General features: G+C 55.3%; 8 protein-coding genes, 1 tRNA gene, 2 rRNA genes and 1 pseudogene. 3 read left to right on the forward strand and 9 right to left on the reverse strand.

The genetic code is table 11. From position 1 onward, the window contains the following. Positions 1 to 25 precede the first annotated feature (25 nt). The 3 genes from ABOC21_RS23770 to ABOC21_RS23780 form a co-directional block, all read right to left on the reverse strand. A 23S ribosomal RNA gene (locus tag ABOC21_RS23770) occupies positions 26 to 2,932 on the reverse strand. A 188-nt stretch (positions 2,933 to 3,120) separates the two neighbouring features. Continuing rightward, a tRNA-Glu gene (locus ABOC21_RS23775) sits at positions 3,121 to 3,196 on the reverse strand. Positions 3,197 to 3,281: 85 nt separating this feature from the next. Continuing rightward, a 16S ribosomal RNA gene (locus ABOC21_RS23780) occupies positions 3,282 to 4,821 on the reverse strand. Together the 16S and 23S rRNA genes with 1 tRNA gene alongside form the textbook arrangement of a ribosomal RNA operon. A gap of 629 nt (positions 4,822 to 5,450) precedes the next feature. Between ABOC21_RS23780 and purH the strand changes: the two are divergent. Continuing rightward, a pseudogene (purH, locus tag ABOC21_RS23785) lies at positions 5,451 to 7,041 on the forward strand (bifunctional phosphoribosylaminoimidazolecarboxamide formyltransferase/IMP cyclohydrolase). A gap of 15 nt (positions 7,042 to 7,056) precedes the next feature. After that, positions 7,057 to 8,346 carry a phosphoribosylamine--glycine ligase gene (gene purD / locus ABOC21_RS23790; RefSeq protein ID WP_426813509.1) on the forward strand — a complete coding sequence of 430 codons (1,290 nt, stop codon included), beginning with the start codon at positions 7,057 to 7,059 and terminating at the stop codon, positions 8,344 to 8,346. Positions 8,347 to 8,497: 151 nt separating this feature from the next. Here the strand turns inward: purD and ABOC21_RS23795 are convergent, their stop codons facing one another. The 6 genes from ABOC21_RS23795 to nudC form a co-directional block, all read right to left on the reverse strand. Then, positions 8,498 to 9,193 carry a DUF1481 domain-containing protein gene (locus tag ABOC21_RS23795; protein ID WP_426815572.1) on the reverse strand — a complete coding sequence of 232 codons (696 nt, stop codon included), beginning with the start codon at positions 9,191 to 9,193 and terminating at the stop codon, positions 8,498 to 8,500. A gap of 12 nt (positions 9,194 to 9,205) precedes the next feature. Further along, positions 9,206 to 9,478 carry a nucleoid-associated protein HU-alpha gene (gene hupA / locus ABOC21_RS23800; protein WP_004097675.1) on the reverse strand — a complete coding sequence of 91 codons (273 nt, stop codon included), beginning with the start codon at positions 9,476 to 9,478 and terminating at the stop codon, positions 9,206 to 9,208. Positions 9,479 to 9,663: 185 nt separating this feature from the next. Next, the gene (locus ABOC21_RS23805; protein ID WP_132731978.1) at positions 9,664 to 10,254 is read right to left on the reverse strand and encodes a YjaG family protein; all 591 of its coding nucleotides are present in this window, start codon (positions 10,252 to 10,254) and stop codon (positions 9,664 to 9,666) included. 42 nt (positions 10,255 to 10,296) lie between these two features. After that, positions 10,297 to 10,968 (reverse strand): deoxyribonuclease V, encoded by a 672-nt coding sequence (gene nfi, locus ABOC21_RS23810; protein ID WP_426813510.1) that lies wholly within the window; start codon positions 10,966 to 10,968, stop codon positions 10,297 to 10,299. Positions 10,969 to 10,977: 9 nt separating this feature from the next. Then, a complete protein-coding gene (gene hemE, locus ABOC21_RS23815; protein ID WP_426813511.1) occupies positions 10,978 to 12,042 on the reverse strand; it encodes a uroporphyrinogen decarboxylase in 1,065 nt (354 codons plus the stop codon). 40 nt (positions 12,043 to 12,082) lie between these two features. Beyond that, the gene (nudC, locus tag ABOC21_RS23820; RefSeq protein ID WP_426813512.1) at positions 12,083 to 12,856 is read right to left on the reverse strand and encodes an NAD(+) diphosphatase; all 774 of its coding nucleotides are present in this window, start codon (positions 12,854 to 12,856) and stop codon (positions 12,083 to 12,085) included. A 94-nt stretch (positions 12,857 to 12,950) separates the two neighbouring features. Here nudC and rsd point away from each other — a divergent pair, with 94 nt between their 5' ends. Beyond that, positions 12,951 to 13,448, forward strand: coding sequence for a sigma D regulator (gene rsd, locus ABOC21_RS23825; protein WP_095105623.1), 498 nt, complete (start codon positions 12,951 to 12,953; stop codon positions 13,446 to 13,448). Positions 13,449 to 13,662: the final 214 nt, after the last annotated feature.

Raw genomic sequence — 13,662 nt, forward strand, 5'->3', positions numbered from 1 at the left:
CACGCCAAAACAGCTTCGGCGTTGTAAGGTTAAGCCTCACGGTTCATTAGTATCGGTTAGCTCAACGTATCGCTACGCTTACACACCCGACCTATCAACGTCGTCGTCTTCAACGTTCCTTCAGGACTCTCAGGGAGTCAGGGAGAACTCATCTCGGGGCAAGTTTCGTGCTTAGATGCTTTCAGCACTTATCTTTTCCGCATTTAGCTACCGGGCAATGCCATTGGCATGACAACCCGAACACCAGTGATGCGTCCACTCCGGTCCTCTCGTACTAGGAGCAGCCCCCCTCAATTCTCCAGCGCCCACGGCAGATAGGGACCGAACTGTCTCACGACGTTCTAAACCCAGCTCGCGTACCACTTTAAACGGCGAACAGCCGTACCCTTGGGACCTACTTCAGCCCCAGGATGTGATGAGCCGACATCGAGGTGCCAAACACCGCCGTCGATATGAACTCTTGGGCGGTATCAGCCTGTTATCCCCGGAGTACCTTTTATCCGTTGAGCGATGGCCCTTCCATTCAGAACCACCGGATCACTATGACCTGCTTTCGCACCTGCTCGCGCCGTCACGCTCGCAGTCAAGCTAGCTTATGCCATTGCACTAACCTCCTGATGTCCGACCAGGATTAGCTAACCTTCGTGCTCCTCCGTTACTCTTTGGGAGGAGACCGCCCCAGTCAAACTACCCACCAGACACTGTCCGCAACCCCGATCAGGGGCCCACGTTAGAACACCAGCCATTAAAGGGTGGTATTTCAAGGATGGCTCCACGCAGACTGGCGTCCACGCTTCAAAGCCTCCCACCTATCCTACACATCAAGGACCAGTGTTCAGTGTCAAGCTATAGTAAAGGTTCACGGGGTCTTTCCGTCTTGCCGCGGGTACACTGCATCTTCACAGCGAGTTCAATTTCACTGAGTCTCGGGTGGAGACAGCCTGGCCATCATTACGCCATTCGTGCAGGTCGGAACTTACCCGACAAGGAATTTCGCTACCTTAGGACCGTTATAGTTACGGCCGCCGTTTACCGGGGCTTCGATCAAGAGCTTCTCCTTACGGATAACCCCATCAATTAACCTTCCGGCACCGGGCAGGCGTCACACCGTATACGTCCACTTTCGTGTTTGCACAGTGCTGTGTTTTTAATAAACAGTTGCAGCCAGCTGGTATCTTCGACTGACTTCAGCTCCACGAGCACGTCGCTTCACTTACCATCAGCGTGCCTTCTCCCGAAGTTACGGCACCATTTTGCCTAGTTCCTTCACCCGAGTTCTCTCAAGCGCCTTGGTATTCTCTACCTGACCACCTGTGTCGGTTTGGGGTACGATTCGTTGTTACCTGATGCTTAGAGGCTTTTCCTGGAAGCAGGGCATTTGTTACTTCAGCACCGTAGTGCCTCGTCGTCACACCTCAGCGTTAAAAGGTTCCGGATTTACCTGGAGCCTCCGCCTACATGCTTAAACCGGGACAACCGTCGCCCGGCTAACATAGCCTTCTCCGTCCCCCCTTCGCAGTAACACCGAGTACAGGAATATTAACCTGTTTCCCATCGACTACGCCTTTCGGCCTCGCCTTAGGGGTCGACTCACCCTGCCCCGATTAACGTTGGACAGGAACCCTTGGTCTTCCGGCGAGCGGGCTTTTCACCCGCTTTATCGTTACTTATGTCAGCATTCGCACTTCTGATACCTCCAGCAACCCTCACAGGCCACCTTCAACGGCTTACAGAACGCTCCCCTACCCAACAACGCATAAGCGTCGCTGCCGCAGCTTCGGTGCATGGTTTAGCCCCGTTACATCTTCCGCGCAGGCCGACTCGACCAGTGAGCTATTACGCTTTCTTTAAATGATGGCTGCTTCTAAGCCAACATCCTGGCTGTCTGGGCCTTCCCACATCGTTTCCCACTTAACCATGACTTTGGGACCTTAGCTGGCGGTCTGGGTTGTTTCCCTCTTCACGACGGACGTTAGCACCCGCCGTGTGTCTCCCGTGATAACATTCTTCGGTATTCGTAGTTTGCATCGGGTTGGTAAGTCGGGATGACCCCCTAGCCGAAACAGTGCTCTACCCCCGAAGATGAGTTCACGAGGCGCTACCTAAATAGCTTTCGGGGAGAACCAGCTATCTCCCGGTTTGATTGGCCTTTCACCCCCAGCCACAAGTCATCCGCTAATTTTTCAACATTAGTCGGTTCGGTCCTCCAGTTAGTGTTACCCAACCTTCAACCTGCCCATGGCTAGATCACCGGGTTTCGGGTCTATACCCTGCAACTTAACGCCCAGTTAAGACTCGGTTTCCCTGCGGCTCCCCTATTCGGTTAACCTTGCTACAGAATATAAGTCGCTGACCCATTATACAAAAGGTACGCAGTCACACCCCGAAGGATGCTCCCACTGCTTGTACGTACACGGTTTCAGGTTCTTTTTCACTCCCCTCGCCGGGGTTCTTTTCGCCTTTCCCTCACGGTACTGGTTCACTATCGGTCAGTCAGGAGTATTTAGCCTTGGAGGATGGTCCCCCCATATTCAGACAGGATACCACGTGTCCCGCCCTACTCTTCGAGTTCACAGTATGTGTGATTTTGTGTACGGGACTATCACCCTGTACCGCCGGACTTTCCAGACCGTTCCACTACCACACATGCTGATTCAGACTCTGGGCTGCTCCCCGTTCGCTCGCCGCTACTGGGGGAATCTCGGTTGATTTCTTTTCCTCGGGGTACTTAGATGTTTCAGTTCCCCCGGTTCGCTTCGTTAAGCTATGTATTCACTTAACGATAGTGTGACGAATCACACTGGGTTTCCCCATTCGGAAATCGCCGGTTATAACGGTTCATATCACCTTACCGACGCTTATCGCAGATTAGCACGTCCTTCATCGCCTCTGACTGCCAGGGCATCCACCGTGTACGCTTAGTCGCTTAACCTCACAACCCGAAGCTGTTTCGTAAAACAGTCGTGTTGCGAAAATTTGAGAGACTCGAACACACTTAAAGTGTGTCGTTTCAATTTTCAGCTTGATCCAGATTTTTAAAGAGCAAATATCTCAAACGTGATTCCTGAGAATCAGTTTTGAGATATATCGGCACGCGTCTTTCACTCACATACCAGCAAGTGGCGTCCCCTAGGGGATTCGAACCCCTGTTACCGCCGTGAAAGGGCGGTGTCCTGGGCCTCTAGACGAAGGGGACACTGAAGTCTCAATCGCAAGACGCCTTGCTATTTACTTTTCATCAGACAATCTGTGTGAGCACTACAAAGGCAGGTTCTTTCAGGTAAGGAGGTGATCCAACCGCAGGTTCCCCTACGGTTACCTTGTTACGACTTCACCCCAGTCATGAATCACAAAGTGGTAAGCGCCCTCCCGAAGGTTAAGCTACCTACTTCTTTTGCAACCCACTCCCATGGTGTGACGGGCGGTGTGTACAAGGCCCGGGAACGTATTCACCGTGGCATTCTGATCCACGATTACTAGCGATTCCGACTTCACGGAGTCGAGTTGCAGACTCCGATCCGGACTACGACATACTTTATGAGGTCCGCTTACTCTCGCGAGGTCGCTTCTCTTTGTATATGCCATTGTAGCACGTGTGTAGCCCTGGTCGTAAGGGCCATGATGACTTGACGTCATCCCCACCTTCCTCCAGTTTATCACTGGCAGTCTCCTTTGAGTTCCCGACCGAATCGCTGGCAACAAAGGATAAGGGTTGCGCTCGTTGCGGGACTTAACCCAACATTTCACAACACGAGCTGACGACAGCCATGCAGCACCTGTCTCACGGTTCCCGAAGGCACTAAAGCATCTCTGCTGAATTCCGTGGATGTCAAGACCAGGTAAGGTTCTTCGCGTTGCATCGAATTAAACCACATGCTCCACCGCTTGTGCGGGCCCCCGTCAATTCATTTGAGTTTTAACCTTGCGGCCGTACTCCCCAGGCGGTCGACTTAACGCGTTAGCTCCGGAAGCCACTCCTCAAGGGAACAACCTCCAAGTCGACATCGTTTACAGCGTGGACTACCAGGGTATCTAATCCTGTTTGCTCCCCACGCTTTCGCACCTGAGCGTCAGTCTTTGTCCAGGGGGCCGCCTTCGCCACCGGTATTCCTCCAGATCTCTACGCATTTCACCGCTACACCTGGAATTCTACCCCCCTCTACAAGACTCAAGCCTGCCAGTTTCAAATGCAGTTCCCAGGTTGAGCCCGGGGATTTCACATCTGACTTAACAGACCGCCTGCGTGCGCTTTACGCCCAGTAATTCCGATTAACGCTTGCACCCTCCGTATTACCGCGGCTGCTGGCACGGAGTTAGCCGGTGCTTCTTCTGCGAGTAACGTCAATTGCTGAGGTTATTAACCTCAACACCTTCCTCCTCGCTGAAAGTACTTTACAACCCGAAGGCCTTCTTCATACACGCGGCATGGCTGCATCAGGCTTGCGCCCATTGTGCAATATTCCCCACTGCTGCCTCCCGTAGGAGTCTGGACCGTGTCTCAGTTCCAGTGTGGCTGGTCATCCTCTCAGACCAGCTAGGGATCGTCGCCTAGGTGAGCCATTACCTCACCTACAAGCTAATCCCATCTGGGCACATCTGATGGCATGAGGCCCGAAGGTCCCCCACTTTGGTCTTGCGACGTTATGCGGTATTAGCTACCGTTTCCAGTAGTTATCCCCCTCCATCAGGCAGTTTCCCAGACATTACTCACCCGTCCGCCACTCGTCACCCGAGAGCAAGCTCTCTGTGCTACCGTTCGACTTGCATGTGTTAGGCCTGCCGCCAGCGTTCAATCTGAGCCATGATCAAACTCTTCAATTTAAGTTTGATGCTCGTGAATTAAACTTCGTAATGAATTACGTATGTTCACTCAGAGACTTGGTATTCATTTTTCGTCCGAAGACGTTAAGAATCCATGTCACTTTGAGTGCCCACACAGATTGTCTGATAAATTGTTAAAGAGCAGGTGCGACGCGGCTTTCGCTCACCGTTGCGAGGTGGCGTATAATACGCTTTCCTCTTACAGAGTCAACCTCGTTTTTCAGAAGTTTTCTCTTTCAACCCGGCGGCTTGTTTGCCGTTGTTCCGTGTCGATGGAGGCGCATTATAGGGAGTTCTCGAGCGCCCGCAATAGTTAAATTGCAGAAAAATGACTGACTGCTGCATTCCCCAGCAAAACCCCGGTTTATACCCTGTTACGCACAGAATTATCCACAGATCATCGGCGTTCCCTCTCTATAAAGGCCGTCGCTGCGCCCTTCTATTAAGGAGAGATAAGGAAAGATTTCGCCCTGTCAGGAGAAAGATAAAAATTCGCGAGCGTTGCGCAAACGTTTTCGTTACAATGCCGCGCTATGACACGGACGCCCGGTTGGGTGCGTTAGGTGAGTTTTTAGACAAAAACTCACCTAACGCTCTCTGTAATGTTCAAATCCTGGGGATTTAATACCATGCAACAACGTCGTCCAGTCCGCCGCGCCCTGCTCAGTGTTTCTGATAAGGCCGGTATCGTCGAATTCGCGCAGGCTCTTTCCGCTCGTGGTGTTGAGCTACTCTCTACGGGTGGTACCGCACGCCTGCTGGCAGAGAAAGGCCTGCCGGTAACCGAAGTCTCTGACTACACCGGTTTCCCGGAAATGATGGATGGACGCGTGAAGACCCTGCATCCGAAAGTACACGGCGGCATTCTGGGTCGTCGCGGTCAGGATGATGAGATCATGGCGCAGCACGCGATCTCTCCTATTGATATGGTCGTCGTTAACCTTTACCCCTTTGCCCAGACCGTCGCCCGTGAAGGCTGTTCGCTGGAAGATGCGGTTGAGAACATCGATATCGGCGGCCCGACCATGGTGCGCTCCGCGGCCAAGAACCATAAAGATGTCGCTATCGTTGTTAAGAGCAGCGACTACGCCGCCATTATTAAAGAGATGGACGCCAACGAAGGCTCCCTGACTCTCGAAACCCGTTTCGACCTCGCCATTAAAGCTTTTGAGCACACTGCCGCCTATGACAGCATGATTGCCAACTACTTCGGCAGCATGGTTCCGGCCTATCACGGTGAAACTCAGGAAGCTTCAGGCCGCTTCCCGCGTACCCTGAATCTGAACTTTATTAAGAAGCAGGATATGCGCTACGGTGAGAACAGCCATCAGCAGGCCGCTTTCTATATAGAAGAAGAAATTAAGGAAGCATCCGTTGCCACCGCCCGGCAGACTGCAGGGCAAAGCGCTTTCCTACAACAACATTGCCGATACCGATGCCGCGCTGGAGTGCGTGAAAGAGTTCAGCGAGCCGGCATGCGTTATCGTCAAGCACGCCAACCCGTGCGGCGTTGCGGTAAGCGATTCCCTGCTGGATGCCTACGACCGCGCCTATAAAACCGACCCGACCTCAGCGTTCGGCGGCATTATCGCCTTCAACCGCGAGCTGGATGCCGAAACCGCGCAGGCCATTATCTCCCGCCAGTTTGTCGAAGTGATCATCGCCCCCTCCGCTAGCGAAGAGGCGCTGGAAATTACCGCGGCGAAACAGAACGTCCGCGTGCTGACTTGCGGCGAGTGGACCTCACGCGTACCGGGCCTTGATTTCAAACGCGTCAACGGCGGGCTGCTGGTGCAGGATCGCGATCTGGGCATGGTCACCAGCGCTGAACTGCGCGTGGTCAGCAAGCGCCAGCCGAGCGAGCAGGAGCTGCGCGATGCGCTGTTCTGCTGGAAAGTGGCCAAGTTCGTCAAATCCAACGCTATCGTTTATGCCAAAGAGAATATGACCATCGGCATAGGCGCAGGCCAGATGAGCCGCGTTTACTCCGCCAAAATCGCCGGGATTAAAGCCGGCGACGAAGGCCTGGAAGTGAAAGGCTCAGCCATGGCATCCGACGCATTCTTCCCGTTCCGTGACGGCATTGATGCGGCCGCGGCCGTAGGCGTGAGCTGCGTGATCCAGCCGGGCGGCTCTATTCGCGACGATGAGGTGATTGCCGCCGCCGACGAGCACGGCATCGCGATGATCTTCACCGACATGCGCCATTTCCGCCATTAATTCTCGGAGTAACACATGAAAGTATTAGTGATTGGTAACGGCGGGCGCGAGCACGCGTTAGGATGGAAAGCGGCGCAATCGCCGCTGGTTGATACCGTTTATGTGGCTCCGGGTAATGCCGGCACCGCCCTGGAGCCCGCGCTGCAGAACGTGGCTATCGGCGTGACCGACATTCCGGCGCTGCAGAGCTTCGCACAGCGTGAAAATATCGATCTGACCATCGTCGGCCCGGAAGCGCCGCTGGTGATCGGCATCGTGGATGCCTTCCGCGCCGCCGGACTGAAAATCTTCGGCCCAACGGAAGGTGCCGCGCAGCTCGAGGGCTCTAAGGCCTTTACCAAAGATTTCCTCGCGCGTCACAAGATCCCCACCGCCGAATACCAGAACTTTACCGAGGTTGAGCCTGCCCTCGCGTACCTGCGGGAGAAAGGCGCGCCGATCGTTATCAAAGCCGACGGCCTGGCGGCCGGGAAAGGCGTGATTGTCGCGATGACGCTCGAAGAGGCGGAAGCCGCCGTTCACGATATGCTGGCAGGCAATGCCTTCGGCGACGCCGGCCATCGTATCGTTATTGAAGAGTTCCTCGACGGCGAAGAGGCCAGCTTTATCGTGATGGTCGACGGCGAGCACGTTCTGCCGATGGCCACCAGCCAGGACCACAAGCGCGTCGGTAATGGCGATACCGGCCCTAACACCGGCGGCATGGGCGCGTACTCTCCGGCTCCGGTGGTCACCGATGAGGTCCATCAGCGCACCATGGAGCGTATCATTTGGCCAACGGTCAAAGGGATGGCGGCGGAAGGCAATACCTATACCGGCTTTCTCTACGCGGGTCTGATGATCGATAAGCAGGGCAACCCGAAAGTTATCGAGTTCAACTGCCGCTTCGGCGATCCGGAAACGCAGCCCATCATGCTGCGCATGAAGTCGGACATGGTGGAGCTGTGCCTCGCCGCCTGTGATGGCAAGCTGGATGAGAAAACATCAGAGTGGGACAGCCGCGCCTCTCTCGGCGTGGTGGTGGCCGCGGGCGGCTATCCGGGCAGCTACGCTACCGGCGATGAGATCTTCGGCCTACCGCAGGAAGACGCGGCGGATGGCAAAGTGTTCCATGCGGGCACCCGGCTTTCTGCCGACCAGCGCGTGCTTACCAACGGCGGCCGCGTACTGTGCGTAACGGCGCTGGGTGATAGCGTGGCCCAGGCGCAGCAGCGCGCCTATGAGCTGCTTACCGATATCCGTTGGGACGGCAGCTTTAGCCGCGACGATATCGGCTGGCGCGCCATCGCTCGCGAGCAAAACTAACGAAGTCATTTCATCCGTCGGGTTTCTGTATTAACGGGCGGCCTCATTAATTTGTGGCCGCCCGTTTTATTTGGCATGCGCGGAGTCCGGCTCTGCACAGGAGCGGCGAAGCAAGAGTGCGCGCATCGGAGTATGAAGCGCGGATAAAGCGTTAGAAGGTTTTTTCCTGCGGCTGCCAGGTACAGAAGTCTTCGTTTGCCACCAGCAGCAGCTGCGAACCTTCAGAGGCTTCCAGCCACGCGACGCTGACCTCTACGGACGAGTGATCCTGACGGCGGGCGATATGGGCTAACGCCCGGGCATCGAGGTCGGGCTTAACGGTCTGCCCTTCACAGGTGGTGACGGTCCGATCGGCGGTGTGCCAGCGTCCCTGACGCAGCACAACGCGGCCCTGACGCAATGCGTCGCTTGTCTGGCGAATCTGCGTCGCCCGGTAGCGGTAGAGCGCGACCTGGTCGCTGGAGAGCTGCTGCTTTTGCCCGTCGATTTCACGCTGCATAAAGCTCAGCTCGCCCTGGTCATCAAAGCGGGCGCGAATATGTTCCGTGGTCTTGCCGTAAACGTTGAGCTCAATCAGCGTCAGCCGATCGTCCTGCCAGCGGTACTCGCTGGTTGAGGTATTGCCGTGACGCCATGGGCTAAAAGCGGCGAGAAGATGCACCTCGCCATTGGAATCCTGGCGCCAGATACGCATCGCTCCCTGATTGTCAGCATAGCCGCTGGCGGTAAAAGGTGGGAGCGAGGAATCATGGCTGCAGGCAGTGAGCAGCAGTGCGCCTGCCAGCGTCAGCGCGCGACGCCAAACAGACAAAAGGGGCTTCGAGGCCCCTTCGGTAAAACTGTTCACTGCCACGCGGTCTTACTTAACTGCGTCTTTCAGTGCTTTGCCTGAAACAAACGCCGGCACGTTAGCAGCGGCAATTTTGATTTCATTACCGGTCTGCGGGTTGCGGCCAGTACGCTCAGCGCGGTGGTTCACTTTGAAGGTACCGAAGCCAACCAGTTGGACAGCATCACCTTCTTTCAGAGACTCAGTAATTGCAGCCAGGGTAGATTCCAGGGCAGCTTTTGCCTGTGCTTTGGACAGGTCTGCTTTGTCCGCAATTACATCAATCAGTTGAGTCTTGTTCATAAGTTATCCTTACAATGTGTTTATCGCTTGCTAAGCACCGAGTGCGACGGAAATGCTGAAAAACACTCTCCTGCATACACGCACCGATAGCCACTTTTTTTCGCCCTCCAAATGTAGACCAGACGGGGGGCGGAATGGAAGCCTTCAGACGCTACAATTCAGGCGGTAAATCACGTTTTCTGGTCTCACTGCTGAAAATTTATACCAATATTGCTCTCGCCGGCTTCACGAAGGTCGGCACGCAGTCCTTTTATCAGTTCAATATCGCGCTCTTCGCAGTCGGCCAGAAGACGGAAAATTTCCCACTGAATGTCCCATTCTTGTTCAACCGCCGGGTTCTCTTTGAGCTCTTCGTCGGTCATTTCACGACCTGCCTGGGTCATTTCCAGCATCGCGACGGTGGTAATGGAACTCTTGCTCACCTCAATGGCGTGCTCGAGGGTTTCGCCGCTCAGGCGCGAATGAATCAGTTCACTCAGGGCAACACAGGCATCGATCGCCGGATAGACGCCGTACAGATCATAGTCGTCAGCCACCGGAATCGCCTCTTCCAGCTTCTCCAGCTGGCTATCGAAATTCACCTTCGCGTCTTTGACCGTTAAGGTTTCCCAGATCAAATCAAGGATACGGCGATACAGCTGGCCATCGGCAAATTCGGTTTGCTGGCAAAACATGGCGTAATTGGGATACATGCGCTCACACAAGCAGGCCATAAAAGTGACGTGCTGCCAGCTTTCCAGCTTCTCCAGGCGCAGATGAATCGGGTTTTGTAACATGATGAATTCTCGAAGTCAGAAATTAGCCGCAGTTTACCTGAATCAGCCGTGATTTGCTTGCCAACGGATAAACGCCGGACGCTCTGATGCCACCGCATCCGCCCAACGCGTCGGCTCCGGCAGGCGATAGCCTTTCATACAGCGCTCCACCCACATTAAGGCGCTATCCAGGCCAACCCGGTGGCCGGTGCTGACAAAGAGCGGGTTACAGCGCACCTTGCTGCGCAGCACCCACGCCAACTGTTCGTTTTTATCCATCAGCGGCGACAGCGCCCCCGGCTCATCGCCCGGGGAGTCGCATTTGCCGCACAGGCGCTTTTTCGCCACGCCGATGGTGGGCACATCCACCAGCAGCCCGAAATGGCTGGCTACGCCAAGGCGTCGGGGATGGGAAATGCCGTGGCCGTCGACGAATAGCAGATCCGGTTTTTGCGAAAGCCGCTCCCACGCCGCCAGCAGCGCGGGGGTTTCACGAAAGGAGAGGAAGCCGGGAATATAGGGCATGGTGGTGGCAACGCGCGCCACCTGATATTCAACCAGCTCCAGCGAAGGCCAAGCCAGCAGCACCATCGCCGCGCGGGTGACTTCTCCCTCCTGCTCAAACCCGACGTCCGCGCCGCCGATCAGCCGCGGCGGATCGCGATCCAGCCGATCCTCACGAATGACCGATTCTGCTAAATCACGCTGCAGGGTACGGAGAGAAGCCAAATCCATAGTCGCTCCTTAGCGATGATACTGCGCTGACAGCCGGTGTACCGCCTCCACAAACACGCCCGCATGCGCAGGATCCACGTCCTGATGAATGCCGTGACCGAGGTTGAAGACGTGCCCTTCTCCCTGCCCAAAACCGGCCAGAATAGTCGCCACCTCTTCTTCAATGCGGGCAGCGGGTGCATAAAGCATGGAAGGATCCATATTGCCCTGCAGCGCGACCTTGTGGCCAACGCGACGGCGCGCATCGGCGATATCGGTTGTCCAGTCGAGGCCCAGCGCATCGCAGCCGGTCTCCGCAATCGCTTCCAGCCACTGTCCGCCGCCTTTGGTAAACAGGGTCACCGGCACGCGGCGGCCTTCATTTTCGCGCAGCAGGCCATCGACGATTTTATGCATGTAGTAGAGCGAGAACTGCTGATAATCGCGGCCGGTCAGCACTCCGCCCCAGGTATCAAAAATCATCACCGACTGCGCGCCGGCTTTAATCTGGGCGTTCAGGTACAGCGTGACGCTTTTAGCCAGCTTATCAAGCAAGGCGTGCAGCATCTTCGGCTCGGCGTACATCATCTTCTTGATAACGGTAAAGGCTTTGCTGCTGCCGCCTTCAACCATATAGGTCGCCAGCGTCCACGGGCTGCCGGAGAAGCCAATCAGCGGAACCTCGCCTTTTAGCTCGCGGCGGATGGTGCGCACCGCGTTCATGACGTAGCCAAGCTCATCTTCCGGATCGGGGATCGGCAGTTTGTCGACGTCGGCTTCGCAGGTAACTGGCGAGGTAAAGCGCGGGCCTTCGCCGGCTTCGAAGTACAGCCCCAGGCCCATCGCGTCCGGAATGGTCAGAATGTCTGAAAAGAGGATCGCCGCGTCCAGCGCGTAGCGACGCAGCGGCTGCAGGGTGACTTCACAGGCCAGCTCGGCATTTTTACACAGCGACATAAAGTCGCCCGCTTCGGCGCGAGTGGCTTTGTACTCCGGTAAATAGCGGCCCGCCTGGCGCATCATCCACACCGGGGTCACATCAACGGGCTGGCGCAGCAGCGCACGCAGATAACGATCGTTCTTCAGTTCGGTCATTTTGCAATTCCTTAATGCGTCAGGCCGTCATTGTATCACGTCATTCATAGTCGGCCCGACACATTGCCACCGTATCTTCAATCAGCCGGCGCGCCACGGTTCCCGGCGGCGGCAGAAGCGGCAAGTCGTCGTAACGATACCAGCCCGCCTCCAGCAGCTCTTTGCGATCGATGACAATCTCACCGCTGTCGTATTCCGCCATAAATGCGGTCATCAGCGACTGCGGAAACGGCCACGGCTGGGAGGTCACGTAGCGCAGGTTCTTCACCTTAATGCCACACTCTTCCATCACCTCTCGCGCCACCGTCTGCTCGAGAGTCTCCCCGACTTCGACAAAGCCGGCCAGCACCGTATGTACGCCGTTGCGGTGGCGGGTGTGCTGCGCCAGCAGAATAGTGTCATCCCGGCGAATGGCGACAATCATGCACGGCGCGATCTGCGGATAGTAGCGCTCGCGGCAGTGGCTACACAGCATCGCCCATTCGGTTTTGCTCGGATGCATCGGGTGTCCGCAGTAGCCGCAGAACTTATGCGAGCGATAAAACTCGGCCAGCTGAATGCCGCGGCCCGCCAGCTGAAACAGGCCAGGATCCTGATCCAGCAGCTGCCGCAGCGATCCCATATCCTGCCGACGATCCTGGCGTATCAGCCACACCGTATCACCTTGCCATTCGCCAATCTGCAGCGCCTGCTGACCGACAAGATTAAAATTTACCGCTTCGCCGTGTGGTAATTCCCCGTCGGGTAACCATAATTTTTGTTCGTGACTGACGATCCACCAGCCGCGATCTAATTTTTCAATAATACGATCCATATCTATTGCACTACCTTAATTTTACTGGCACTTTTAACATTATATTTACATTTTGGTGAGCAACGTTATTTTTCTTAATCTTGCGGAGTCAACCATGTTAAACCAGCTGGAAAACCTAACGGAACGTGTTGGAGGCAGTAATGAACTGGTCGATCGCTGGCTGCATGTACGTAAGCATTTGCTCGTGGCTTACTACAAGCTGGTTGGCCTGAAACCTGGCAAAGAGTCATTTATGCGGCTTAATGAAAAGGCGCTGGATAACTTTTGCCAAAGCCTGGTGGATTACCTCTCATCCGGCCATTTTAGTATTTATGAACGCATTATCGGAGAAATGGAAGGCGATACGCCACTTTTAGCCGCTACCAGGCTCTATCCACAGCTGGAAGCCAACACCCAGCAGATTATGGATTATTACGACTCCTGCCTCGAAAACGCGATCGATCACGATAACTATCTCGAGTTTCAGCAGGCGCTCTCAGATATCGGTGAAGCGCTGGAAGCGCGTTTTGCGCTGGAAGATAAGCTGATCGCGCTGGCCGTGACCTATAACCTGAAAGATAGCATCAGCGACAATATCGCGCCGACTGCTTGAGTTGTGAGCCGTTAACGAGTAGTTTACATACATTCTCCCTCTGCGGAGGGAGAGTTATCTTGTCGGAGTGCCCATTTTCCAAAAAGCATTCGTGATACCTCGAGGTGGCAAGTCAGTGAACCTCCAGGAACTTACATCAGTAAGTGACCGGAGTGAGCGGACGAAGCCAACGAAGAGGCAGCGCGAAGGATAAAGTGGAAAAGGCTGAGACCGT

This window comes from Klebsiella sp. WOUb02 (genome assembly GCF_050058015.1).
Classification (GTDB): domain Bacteria; phylum Pseudomonadota; class Gammaproteobacteria; order Enterobacterales; family Enterobacteriaceae; genus Klebsiella.

Coding starts and splice junctions, on each gene's coding strand:
- nudC (WP_426813512.1), bottom strand. CDS start 12,856: ATGGATCGTATTATTGAAAAATTAGATCGCGGCTGGTGGATCGTCAGT.
- nfi (WP_426813510.1), bottom strand. CDS start 10,968: ATGGATTTGGCTTCTCTCCGTACCCTGCAGCGTGATTTAGCAGAATCG.
- ABOC21_RS23805 (WP_132731978.1), bottom strand. CDS start 10,254: ATGTTACAAAACCCGATTCATCTGCGCCTGGAGAAGCTGGAAAGCTGG.
- rsd (WP_095105623.1), top strand. CDS start 12,951: ATGTTAAACCAGCTGGAAAACCTAACGGAACGTGTTGGAGGCAGTAAT.
- hupA (WP_004097675.1), bottom strand. CDS start 9,478: ATGAACAAGACTCAACTGATTGATGTAATTGCGGACAAAGCAGACCTG.
- hemE (WP_426813511.1), bottom strand. CDS start 12,042: ATGACCGAACTGAAGAACGATCGTTATCTGCGTGCGCTGCTGCGCCAG.
- purD (WP_426813509.1), top strand. CDS start 7,057: ATGAAAGTATTAGTGATTGGTAACGGCGGGCGCGAGCACGCGTTAGGA.